At 72.3% G+C, this 12,368-nt stretch carries 7 protein-coding genes; 5 read left to right on the forward strand and 2 right to left on the reverse strand.

The genetic code is table 11. The features are described from left to right. Positions 1-1,313: hypothetical protein (locus tag VI238_RS06115; protein WP_331649521.1), on the forward strand; the 1,313-nt coding region annotated here is incomplete at its 5' end. A 138-nt stretch (positions 1,314-1,451) separates the two neighbouring features. Further along, a complete protein-coding gene (locus VI238_RS06120) occupies positions 1,452-2,243 on the forward strand; it encodes an NRDE family protein (protein WP_331649523.1) in 792 nt (263 codons plus the stop codon). Positions 2,244-2,255: 12 nt separating this feature from the next. Here VI238_RS06120 and VI238_RS06125 read toward each other — a convergent pair whose 3' ends face one another. Beyond that, a complete protein-coding gene (locus tag VI238_RS06125; RefSeq protein WP_331649525.1) occupies positions 2,256-6,638 on the reverse strand; it encodes a glycosyltransferase in 4,383 nt (1,460 codons plus the stop codon). 146 nt (positions 6,639-6,784) lie between these two features. On the opposite strand from VI238_RS06125, the gene mrcB reads away from it, so the two are divergent. Together mrcB and VI238_RS06135 are read left to right on the forward strand one after the other, a co-directional pair. Continuing rightward, positions 6,785-9,070 carry a penicillin-binding protein 1B gene (gene mrcB / locus VI238_RS06130; RefSeq protein ID WP_331649527.1) on the forward strand — a complete coding sequence of 762 codons (2,286 nt, stop codon included), beginning with the start codon at positions 6,785-6,787 and terminating at the stop codon, positions 9,068-9,070. A 61-nt stretch (positions 9,071-9,131) separates the two neighbouring features. After that, positions 9,132-9,647, forward strand: a complete 516-nt coding sequence (locus tag VI238_RS06135; RefSeq protein ID WP_331649529.1) for a tetratricopeptide repeat protein — start codon at positions 9,132-9,134, stop codon at positions 9,645-9,647. A gap of 55 nt (positions 9,648-9,702) precedes the next feature. Here the strand turns inward: VI238_RS06135 and VI238_RS06140 are convergent, their stop codons facing one another. Continuing rightward, positions 9,703-10,725 (reverse strand): YncE family protein, encoded by a 1,023-nt coding sequence (locus tag VI238_RS06140; protein ID WP_331649531.1) that lies wholly within the window; start codon positions 10,723-10,725, stop codon positions 9,703-9,705. A gap of 165 nt (positions 10,726-10,890) precedes the next feature. Here VI238_RS06140 and VI238_RS06145 point away from each other — a divergent pair. Next, positions 10,891-12,368 (forward strand): ATP-dependent DNA helicase (locus VI238_RS06145; RefSeq protein WP_331649533.1); only part of this gene is annotated, 1,478 nt, incomplete at its 3' end.

The raw sequence follows: 12,368 nt of genomic DNA on the forward strand, positions 1-12,368 counted from the left end.
GCGAACTGTTCCTCGCCGCGCGCGCGCAGGACCCCGACAACGACACCGCGCGCCGCGGGCTCGACACGGTCGGGCGCCGGCTGCTCGAACTGGGCGAAGCCGCGCTCGCGCGCGGCGACGTCGCGGCCGCGCAAGCCTCGCTCGACGCGGCGCGCGACCTCCTCGGCGGCGGTGCAGGCGTCGATCGACTCGCGCAGGCGATCAAGGAGCGCGACGCCAAGGGCGATGGAACCGCGCAGGCGCTCGACGCCGCCGGCGAGGCGCTCGGCGCCGGCCGCCTGCTCGGAACCGACGGGGCCGCCGCTCGCTACCAGCGCGTGCTCGACGGCGACCCCGGCAACGCGCTCGCACAGTCCGGGTTGCGCAAGGTCGCCGATGCGCTCGCCGCGCAAGCGCGTGCGGCGCTCGCCGCGAACGACCTCGCCACGGCGGCAGCGCGCAGTGCGGAGATCTCGCGCGTGCTGCCGTCCTGGCCGGGCTTGCCGCAGTTGAACGGCGACATCGCGCAGGCGCGCGACGCCGCGCGCGTGGCGCTCGAGGGCACCCTGGATCGCGCCGACGCGCGCGTGCGCGCGGGCGAACTGTCCGGCGCGGACGATTCGGCGCTGGAACTCTACCGCGCCGTACTCGAGCAGGACCCCGCGAATGCGCGCGCCAAGCATGGGCTGCGCAGCATCGCGCAGGCGTTCATCGTGCAGGCGAATGCGGCGATCGACGACGACAATGCCGATGGCGCGGGCCGGCTCCTCGACGACGCGGCGAAGCTCGCGCCCGATTCGCCCGACCTCCGCGCCGCACGCGCGAACCTGCGCGAGCTGCGCGAGCGGCTCGCGATCGCCGCCGAACACACGCCGATCACGCCCGCGCAGAGCGCACAGGTGCAGCGCCTGCTCGGCGACGCCACGCGCGCCGCCGCGGCAGGCAACCTGATCCTGCCGCCCGGCGACAGTGCCTACGACAAGTACCGTGCCGCGCTCGCGATCGACCGCGACAACCGCGACGCGCAGGCCGGCCTCGCGCGCCTGCCGATCCACGCGAAGGAACTGTTCGCGCAGGCGCTCGCCGACGGCGCGCCGCAACGCGCGCGCATGCAGCTCGACGCCGTGCGCCAGATCGCGCCCGAGGACGCCGCGATCGCCGGGATGAGCGGGAAGCTCGCGAACGCGTTCCTGGACCAGGCCGACGCGCGCATCGGCGAAGGACGCCGCGCGGATGCGACGCGCGCGCTCGATGCCGCGCGCGAACTCGACCCAGCCAACCCGCGCATCGCGCCGCTCGAAGCGCGACTGCGCGCGATGGATGCCAGCGGCTAGCGCGCATGGCCAGGCCGCGAACGGATTCCCGGCAATCGTGCGCGAGGAATTTCACGGAGATGCATGCGATGCGCGTGGACGACACCTCGACCTTTCACTTGATCGGCGCGCTCTCCGCGCCGTCGAAGGAGGCCTGACATGTGCCTGCTGCTCGTCGCCGTCGACGCCGCCCCCGGGCTGCCGCTCGTCGTGCTCGCGAACCGCGACGAATTCCATGGTCGCGACAGCGACGCCGCCGCACGCTGGGCCGAGGACAAGCGCGTCGTCGGCGGGCGCGACCGCGTCGCCGGCGGATCGTGGCTCGCGCTGCGCAACGACGGCCGCTTCGCCGCCGTCACGAACCTGCGCACCGGCATTCCGGCGACCGCGCCGAAGTCGCGCGGCGCGCTCGTGCGCAACTTCCTGCTCGGCGAGGTCACGCCGGTCGTCTACCTCGACCTGTTGCGCACGCAGACCGCCGACTACGGCCCGTTCAACCTCGTCGTCGGCAATCGCGACGGCGTCTACGCGCTCGGCAGCGCCGAGGGGCTGCTGCGTCCGCTCCGGCGCGGCGTGCACGTGATCAGCAACGGCACGCTCGGCGTGCACTGGCCGAAGACCGAACGCCTGCAACGCCGCTTCGGCGAACTCGTGCGCAGCGGGCTCGTCAACGACGAGGCGAGCGTGCTCGATCTGCTGCTCGACGAATCGCAGCCTGCCGACGAGGAACTGCCCGACACCGGCGTGGGGCTCGATCTCGAGCGCCGGCTCGCGCCCGTGTTCATCCGCGGCGACCGCTACGGCACGCGCGCGTCCAGCCTGCTCGCGCGCCATCACGACGGCTCGGTCGTGCTGCGCGAGCGCCGCTTCGGACCGAATGCGCAATCCGACGGCGAGGACCGCTGGGCCGCATTGCCGAACGCTGCGTTCGAGACGACCGCCGCGTTCTGAGCGAGGGACGCTTCAGCGCTCGAGCAGCCTGCGTACCGCGCTGCGCGCCGCGTCGAACGAGAAATGCCGCTCGACGTTGGCGAGGCCGTTCGCGGACAGCGCGTTCCACAGCGCTTCGTCGCGGTAGAGCCGCACGATCTCGGCCGCGAACGCGGCCGGATCGTCGGCGACGAGGACATCCTCGCCCGCGCGCACGTGCATGCCCTCCACCGCGACCGTCGTCGCGACCACGGGCAGCCCGCAGCTCATCGCCATGTTGACCTTGCCCTTGACGCCGGCGCCGTAGCGCAGCGGCGCGATCGAGATGCGACAGCCGTCCATGTACGGCAGGATGTCCTCGACGAAGCCGTGCACGATCACGTGCCCGTCGGCGAGCGCGCGGATCGAGTCCGGCACGCGGCTGCCGATCACGTGCACGCGTACGTCCGGCAATGCGGCGCGCACGGCGGGGAAGACGTCGCCGACGAACCACGCGACGGCGTCGGCGTTCGGCGGATGCTGGAAGCCGCCGACGAAGACGAGGTCGCGGCGTTCGCCGAACGGCCGTCGGCGTCCGTACACCTCGTGCACGTTCGACAGCACCTCGACGCGCGCGCCCGGCGCGTCGCGCGCGAGCAATGCCTGTTCGACCGGGCTCACGACGAGCGTGACGTCGCACTCGCGGATGAGCTTGAGCTCCTGCGCACGCGTCGTGGCGGCATGGCGCGCGAGCGCCGCATCGCCGGCGAGCTCGGCGGCGCGTTGCTCGCGCAGGTAGTGCAGGTCGACCGTGTCGAACGCGATGCGCGCCTGCGGCGCATGCAGGCGCACGAGGCCGTAGTAGGTCGCCGCGACGTAGTGGCGCGACAGGATCACGAGATCGAATTCGCGGCCGCGCTCGCGCAGCAGCTTGACCGGATCCTGCGCGTAGGGCGCATACAGCGCCTCGACGCCGAGCGCCTGCAGCGCGGGCGTGTAGCGCTCGACGTAGAGCCGGTTTTCGGGCAGGAAGCTCGCCTGGCAGCCGAGGTCGGCGAGCACGCGCATGAGATTGACCATGCGCAGCGAGCCCGAATCGTGGTCGGGCATCGGCGTCGTCGCGTCGACGATCAGCACGCGATACTTCGCGCGGTGCGTCGCGGCGATCGTGATCGGCGTGCCCGGCTTCGGCTGGCGCGCGAGCGCGTCCTTCCATTTCGCGACGAACTTCTCGCGATTGACGACCTGGTAGCGCTTGGTTCCGCTCGCGACGTCGGTGCCGGACGTGATGCCCTCGAAATGGATCACCACCGACGCCGGCTCCACGTGTACTTCGAGGCCGGCCGCGCGCACCGCGAACGCGAGGTCGGTGTCCTCGTAATAGGCGGGCGTGTAGCGCGCGTCGAACCGGCCGAGGCGCTCGAACAACTCGCGGCGCAGCAGGATCGCCGCGCCCGAGCAGTAGTCGACTTCGCGCCGGAACGAGTAGCGCGGGTCGTCGGGGTCCTCGAAGCGGCCGACGTTCCAGCCCGAGCCGTCGGCGAACACGATGCCGCCTGCTTCCTGCAGGCGGCCGTCCGGATAAACGAGTTTGGAGCCCACGAGTCCCGCACGCGGCGTCGACTCGATGCAGCGCACGAGCGCATCGAGCCAGCCCGGGGTTACGACGGTGTCGTTGTTGAGGAACAGCACGTACTCGCCGCGTGCCTGCGCCGCGCCGGCGTTGCACGAACCGATGAAGCCGAGGTTGCGCGCGTTGCGGATCGCGCGGATGCCTTCGACGCCCGCGAGGCGCTGCGGCGTCGCGTCGCTCGAGCCGTCGTCGACGACGATGACCTCGAACGGCACCTCGCCGGCGTGCTCGCCGAGCGAGCGCAGGCAGGCGAGCGTGTAGGCGACCTTGTCGTAGACGGGGATCACGATCGACACGCGCGGCGCGGCGCTCGTCGGCAGCGCGAACGGCGTCGCGTCGTCCTTCGGCTCGGCGTAGATCGTGCGCGACTTGGCCGGGCCGCCGCCGCGCAGCTCCTGCAGGATGCGTGCGAGGGTGCCGGCGAGGCCGCGCTGCGCGAGGCTGCCGCGCGTGCGCACGATGGCATTGCGCAGGCGCGCGCCGCGGAACGCGAGCGAGCCGCGCAGCCCGCGCGCGCGCGCGTTCGCGCGACGCAGCGGCGCGGTGATGCGCCACGACGTGCTCGCGAGCATCTGCTCGTAACGCGGCTTGACGTCCTGCAGTTCCTCGTTGAGCGCGAGCGCCCAGCGCGTGCGCTCGTCGAACTCGCGCCGGAGTCCTGCGAGTTCGCGATCGAGCGCGTGGCCCCAGTCGCCGCGGCGCTCGCTCTCGCGCGTCGCTTCGCCGAGACGAACCGCGAGCGCGTCGACCCGCGCATGCGCCCGCCGCACGGCATCGGCCGCGACCGCGGCGTCGAGCCGGTCCGCGTCGACGTCCGCGAGCGGGTAGCGCAGCGGCCCCCGCGGCGGCCACTGCAGCAGGCGGTGGTAGGCGTCCGCCATCGCCGCGACCGAGCCGGCGTCCGTGGTGGTCGCACGAATGCGCGCGAGCGGTCCGCGATCGGCGGCGAGCGCGGCGACGCGAGCGACGAGTGCGTCGGCGCTCGGGTCGACGAGGATGCCGTCGCGGCCGTCCTCGATGCGTTCGGCGAGCGCGCCGACGCGCGTGGCGACGACCGGCACGCCGAGGCTGCGCAGTTCCGACAGCGTGTAGCTGAACGTTTCGGCGACCGTCGGCAGCAACAGCGCCGCATCGGGCTGCAACCGCGCGAGCAGCGCGGGCAGCTCGTCGCGGCGGTAGTCCAGGAGCACATGCACGCCACGCTCGCCGAACAGCGCGTGCGCATCGGCACCTGCGCCGAGCAGGAACAGGTCGGCATGCTCGCGCAGCGCAGGCAGCGCGGCGGCGAGCAGCTGGGCGCCCTTGCCCCGGCGCACGCGGCCGGTCATGACGAGGCGCAGGCGTTCGCGCGTGGGCGGCGCCGGTACGCGCGTCGTCCCGTCGGGCCAGTCGGCGAGCCCGTGCGCGATCACTGCGGCGCGCAACGCGGCGAGCTCCGGCGCGAGGCGCAGCTCGTTGGCGAGCGCGGAGCGGCTCGGCGCGACGAGCGTCGCGCGCGCGTCGAGCGCGGCGGCGACGAAACCGTCGCGGACGCGCCGCCAGTGGGCGGGGTCGCGGTTCGCGAACTCGGCGTCGGCGCCCTGGGCAGCGAGGTCGGCGACGCGCTGCGCGTCGTCGAAGCGCAACGCCGCGTCGCCGAAGTCGCGGTGCAGGGTCGGCCACAGCGGATAATGGTCGTGCACGATGCACGTGGTCGGCAGCCCCGTGCGCAGCGCGTCGAGGCTGTGGCCGATCAGCGAGGAAACGACGACGGCGTCGACGCAGAACGCACGCAGCACATCCGCGAGCAGGTCGCGATAGGTACGGTCGGCGAGTGCCGTGTCGGCGATCGGCCGCGGCAGCGGCCAGCGCCGTAGCGGCGGGCCGCTCATCGAGCCGTCGTGCAGTTCGAGCCATTCGCCGTGGCGACGGCGAGCGAAGCTGCCGCGCGCGACGAACACGAGGTGATGCGCGCGCGTATCGGCGGCCGCGAGATCGCGCACCCAGCGTTCGGCACCGCCGCCCCAGCCATGCAGCACGTGCAGGATCACCGGCTTCGCGTCGAGACCCGGCTTGGCCGGAGCGGCGGTCGCGACGAGCGCGGCGGCGACGCGCTGCCGCAGCGGATCGAGCGGCGAGGGCGGCTGCGGATCGCGTGGATCGGCTTCTGCCCTCGGTGCGCGGACCGGAGCGCAGCTTCCGACGTAAAGATGATCGAGCACGACCACGCGCAGTCCGGCCGCATCGAGTGCGTCGCGGTCGACGACATTCGCAGCACCGAGGCGAGCGAGGCGGTCGCCGTGCCAGGCGGAGACCGGGCTCGGCGTACCCGGCTGCGGATCGTCGACGAGCGCGCGCGCCGAATGCGCGAAGCAGAGCGCATCGACGCGATCGGTCGTCGCCGGGATGCCCGCTTCGTCCGGGATCGGGCGGCGCCCGGCGTCGTCGAGCGATCGCGCACCGACGACGCCGGGAGCGTCGAGCGCGCGCAGCAGGCGCTCGCAGGCGAGTTCGGGCAGCTCGGCGTCGGCGCGCACGAGCACGAGGTGTTCGCCCGCAAAGCGTCGCGCGGCCGCGTCGAGCAGCGCGCGTTCGCCCGAACCCGTGCCGATGTCGGCGACGCGCGCGACGTCGTCCCAGTCGGCCGTCGCGGCGCAGGCGCCGAGCAGCGCGATGCGCGCGTCCGCGGGCAGGCGCGACCGCAACGCACGGAGTTGCGCCGGCGACGACGCGTCGGGCGCGTGGATGCATACGCGCACGCGGGTATCGCGCAGGGCCCCGCCGTCGCCGTCGGACGGTGGGGCGGCGTACGGGGTGGCGTGCATCGAGTCTCCGGAGCGCGGGCGAGCGGGCGCGATTATCGCCTATTCGCCCGTCGCGCCGCCCCCGCGGGCGTGTTCGCGTTCGACCGGCGCGACCGCCTGCCGCTACACTCGCGCTGCCCTCGGCATGTTTCCAACCGGTACTGCGCTTGTCCTTCCTGTCCCGTTCGCTCGACGCCCTGCGCGTGACCTCGCGCGTGCTGCGCATCCCGTTCCTGCTCGGCGTCGGCCTCGCGATCGGCTTCCTCGTGCCCTACGCGTGGTACCTCGACCACGAGGTGCGCAGCCGTTTCGAGGATCTCTCGTGGGAATTGCCGAGTCGCGTCTACGCGCGTCCGCTGCTGCTCGCGCCGGACCTGCCGATGAACGCGGACATGCTCGGCGCCGAGCTCGACGCCGCGCGCTACGACGAGGACGCGCAGGCGCGCGAGCCGGGCACGTTCCATCGCGACGGCGCGCGCTGGACGATCGCGCGCCGCGCGTTCGTCTACCTCGACGGTCGGGAACGCGAGAAGCGCATCGCGATCGCCCTCGCCAACGGCCGCGTCGCGAGCCTCGCCGACGCCGACAGCGGCGCCGCGCTCGCGCGCGTGCGGCTCGATCCGGCGCGCATTGCGACGCTCTACGGCGCGCAGCAGGAGGACCGCCGCTACGTCGCGCTCGGCGAGATCCCGCCGCTGCTGCTGTCGGGCCTGCAGGCGGTCGAGGACCGCGACTTCAAACATCACCACGGCATCAACGTCGCCGCGATCGCGCGAGCGGCGTGGGCCAACCTCGTCGCCGGGCACGTCGTGCAGGGCGGCTCGACGCTGACGCAGCAGCTCGTCAAGAACCTTTTCCTCGACCGCGGCCAGACCTTCTCGCGCAAGTTCAACGAGGCGTTGCTGTCGCTGATCATCGAGGCGCGTTACGACAAGAAGCGCATCCTCGAGGCGTACGTCAACGAGGTGTTCCTCGGCCAGCAGGGCGCGCAGGCGGTGCACGGCTTTGCCGCCGCGAGCGAGTTCTACTTCGGCCGCGACCTGCGCTCGCTCGGCGCAGCCGACATCGCGCTTCTGGTGGGCATGGTGCAGGGGCCGAGCCTGTACGATCCGCGCCGCAACCCGGAACGCGCACTCGGCCGGCGCAACGTCGTGCTCGGCGTGTTCCGCGACACCGGCCTGCTCGACGACGCCGCGTGGGCGGCGGCGAGCAGGCAACCGATCGGCACTGCGGCGAATGCGACCTTGCCGCGCGACCGCTACCCCGCCTTCCTGGAACTCGTGCGCCGGCAGATCCGCGAGGGCTTCCCCGATGCCGAGCTCAACAGCGCCGGGCTGTCGATCCACACGACGCTCGCGCCGTCGGTGCAGGCGCTCGGCGAGGACGCGATCGACAAGGCGCTCGCGAGCCTCGGCAAGCGCGGCGACGCGGTCGAAGCGGCGCTCGTCGTCACCGGCGCGCACGACGGCGAAGTGCAGGCGGTGATCGGCAGCCGCGACGTCGACGCACCCGGGTTCAACCGCGCGCTCGACGCGCTGCGGCCGATCGGTTCGCTGGTCAAGCCGTTCGTCAATCTCGTCGCACTCGCCCAGCCGCAGCGCTATTCGCTCGCGACCGTGCTCGACGACGGCCCGGTCGACCTGCCGCAGTCGGGCGGCGGCCGCTGGCGGCCCGAGAACGACGACCACGAGAACCACGGCCAGGTGCTGCTCGTCGACGCGCTCGTGCAGAGCTGGAACCTCGCCACGATCAACCTCGGCCAGCGCATCGGCGTCGACCGCGTGCGCGGCTTCCTCGAATCGTTCCGCCTCGGCCGGCCGATCAACCCCAATCCGTCGATGCTGCTCGGCGCGATCGATCTCAGTCCGTTCGACGTCGCGCGCCTGTACCAGTACCTCGCCGCCGACGGTCACGCGCTGCCGCTGCGCGCGGTGCGCGGCGTGCTCGACGCGAAGGGTCGCCCGCTGTCGCGCTACGAAGTCAAGCCCGGCGGCGGCGATTACACGACCGCGACGCGCCTCGTCACGTGGGCGATGCAGCAGGTCGCCGTCGGCGGCACCGCGCACGCGATCAACGACACCGGGCTCGGCTGGCTGCACGCGGCAGGCAAGACCGGCACGAGCGACACGCAGCGCGATTCGTGGTTCGCCGGCTTCACCGGCGACACGCTCGCGGTCGCGTGGGTCGGTCGCGACGACAACAAGCCGACCGGCCTGTTCGGCTCGACCGGCGGCCTGCGGGTCTGGATCGAACTCATGAAGCGCCTCCCGACCGCGCCGCTCGTGGTGCCGCAGGACGGCATCGAGCGCGCGTACGTGTCGCCGGCGGGCAAGCGCACCGACGATGCGTGCGAGGGCGCGCGCGAATTGCCGTTCGCGAGCGGCTATGCGCCGAGCGAGGAGGAGCACTGCCCGGTGGACCAGTTGCGACGCTTCTTCGGCAGCGAGGGTTAAGCAAGCCATGCGAGAATACGCGTTTCGCCGACACCGGCCGGCACCGCCGGTCTCCGATCGCATGAAGCCGCATCGCCTCGCTCCCGCTTTGCTCGCCCTCGTCCTCGCCGCGTGCGCCCAGCCTGGGCCGCCGCCGCCACCGCCACGGCCGCCCGTCGATGCCGTCGCCGCGCTGAAGGCGATCCGGGCAGCCGGCGAAGGACTCGATTCCGCAGTGCAGGTGCAGCCGCTGCGCGATGCGGCGATCGACGGCTTCATGCAGCGCGCACGCGATGCCGAGGCGCACCAGGACTACGCTGCTGCGGCGAGCGCGGCCGATGCCGCGCTCGCGCTCGCGCCCGAGGCACCGGACCTGCTGCAGTACCGCGCCGAGATCGACGTCGCCCGCGCGCAGTGGCGCGAGGCCGAGCGCCTCGCACTCAAGAGCCACGAGCTCGGCCCGCGCTCGGGCAGCCTGTGCGCGCGCAACTGGCAGACCGTGGTCGAGGCGCGTACCGCGCTCGGCGACGCGCCGACGGTCGCGGCCGCGCGCGAGCGGCTGAAGGAATGCCGCATCAAGCCCTTGCTGCGGATGTGATCCGCACGCGATTCCGCGCGCCGGCCGGCGCAGCGGGCACCGGCGAGTCGCCGGTCTAGTCGAAGCCGTCGCAGAACAGGTTGTCCCCGGCGAGTGCCAGCGCCACGAGGTTGCCGCCGATCGCGAGCGGCTCGCCGAGCACGCGGCGCGTGGCGGTGTCGATGGTCATGAAATCGCCGGTCTGCTTGCCGACATACGCGCGCGCGCCGTCGCTGCTCAGTGCGATGCCGAAGGCAGCCGCGCCGACGTCGATCGCGTCGCCACTGATCGCACCGGTCGCCGTGTCGATGACCCGCACGCCACCGGAACCATTTTCCGTCACGTACAGGTGTTCGACGGCTGGATCCGCTGCGGTCACGGTCGGATAGGCGTATTCGCCGACCGGGAGCGTATCGACGACGACCTGGTCGCGGGTGTCGACGACCGATATCGAGCCGTCGAACCAGTTGGTCACGTACACGCGATGGTGCGCGACGTCGAGCGTCGCACCAGTCGGATACGCGCCTACTTCCACCTCGGCGACGGCGGCGGGATCGCGCACGTCGATGATCGCAAGCATTCCGGGCAATTCGAAGGGAAACATGCAGTCGGCGACCGGTACGTACACGGTGTAGCCCGACGGATCGACCGCGGGTTTTCCGGTGACGAGCAGGCAGGGACCTGCGGCGACCGGCAGGCGGGCGCCGACGGGACGGTTCGTCGTCGTATCGATCTCCTGCACGAAGTCGTACGCTGCGACGAACAGGCGCGTGCCCGATGCGTTCATGGCGAGCCCATGCACGTCCGTCAGGCCCGTCACGGTCGCGACGATCGAGTGATCGGCCGTGTCGACGACGGAGATGCTGTCGTCGGAGTTGTTCGCGACATATAGGCGCGCGGTGGACGGATCGAGTAGCAGGTCGATCGGTCGACGGCCGACGGCGATCGAGCCGGTGACCGAGGGGCTGGCGAGGTCGACCACGACGACGCGATCACCATCGGCATCGGCGACGTAGGCGAATTGCCCGGCGTGTGCGCCCGGGTTGGCGGCGGCCGATGCCGAGATCAGCATGCTTGCAAAGGCGACGCGGAGTTCCATTTCCGTACGGCATGGCGAAGGCGGAGGCGCGCATTCTCCCACGTTGGCGCGGATGTGCGCCCGCGCGCGGTGCGGGCCTGCCTCCGCGCACCGTAGTGCGCCGCGATGCAATCGGCCATCATGCATGTCCACCCTCGTATCCACCCGTGGTCCGCGCCAGACCGAATGATCCCATCCGTCACGACCAGCGCCGCCGAACTGCTCGGCCCCGAAGGCCCGTTCGCCCGCGAAGTGCCCGGCTTCGCGCCGCGCGAAGCGCAGCAGTCGATGGCGGCCGCGGTCGAGGAGGCGATCGCGGACCGGCAGATGCTCGTCGCCGAGGCGGGCACGGGCACCGGCAAGACTTACGCGTACCTCGTGCCGGCGCTGATGTCGGGCAAGCGCGTGATCGTCTCGACCGGCACCAAGGCGCTGCAGGACCAGCTGTTCCACCGCGACCTGCCGCGCGTGCGCAGCGTGCTCGGCGCGCGCCTGTCCGCGGCGCTGCTCAAGGGGCGCGCGAACTACCTTTGCCTGCACCGGCTCGACCAGGCGCACAAGGAAGGCCGCTTCGCGAGCCGTGAGCAGGCCGCGCAGTTGCAGGCGATCCACGCATGGTCGCGGCGCACGCTCGCGGGCGATCGCGCCGAGCTCGCCGAGGTCGCCGAGGATTCGCCGCTCTGGCCGCGCGTGACGTCGACGACCGAAACCTGCCTCGGCGCCGACTGCCCGATGTTCAACGACTGCTTCGTCGTCAAGGCGCGGCGCGCGGCGCAGGATGCCGATCTCGTCGTCGTCAACCACCACCTCCTGTTCGCCGATCTCGCGATCAAGCAGGAAGGCTTCGGCGAGATCCTGCCCGGCGCGCATGCATTCGTGATCGACGAGGCGCACCAGATCCCCGAGCTCGCGGGCCAGTTCTTCTCGGTCACGCTGTCCGCGCGCCAGCTCACCGAGCTCGCCGCCGACGTGCAGGCCGAATGTGCGAACGTGAGCGGGGCGTTCGCAGTGCTGCAACCGGTGCTCGAGCCGCTCGGCGCGGCGGTCAAGCGCCTGCGCCTCGCGCTCGACCGTTTTCCGGCCAAGGGCGCGTTCACGCAGATCGAGCGCGATGCCGACATCGAGCGCGAACTCGCCGAACTCGCCGGCGCGCTCGGCGCGCTCGCCGAGGCGCTCGAGAAGCATTCGGCGCGCAGCCGCGGGCTCGCGAGCGTGGCCGAACGCGCCGCCGAGCAGTCGGCGCGCCTCGCCCATCTCACCGACGGTGGCGCGCGCGACGCGGTGCATTGGTACGAGCTCAGCGCGCACGGCTTCTCGTTCCACGCGACGCCGCTCGACATCGCCGGCCCGCTGCGCGAACTGCGCGCGCAGAGCCATGCCGCCTGGATCTTCACATCAGCGACCCTTGCGGTCGGCGGCCGCTTCACGCACTTCTCGCGCCAGGTCGGCCTGTACGATCCGGTCGAATTGCGCGTCGACAGCCCGTTCGACTATGCGCGGCAGGCGCTCGCGTACCTGCCGAAAGGCTTGCCCGACCCGGCCGCGGAGGACTACGTCGAGCGCGTCGTCGACGCCGCGGTGCCCGTGCTCGAGGCATCCAAGGGCCGTGCATTCCTGCTGTTCACTTCGCATCGTGCATTGCGCCGCGCGGCCGAACTGCTGCC

The sequence above is a fragment of the Dokdonella sp. genome, assembly GCF_036518555.1.
Classification (GTDB): Bacteria; Pseudomonadota; Gammaproteobacteria; order Xanthomonadales; family Rhodanobacteraceae; genus Dokdonella_A.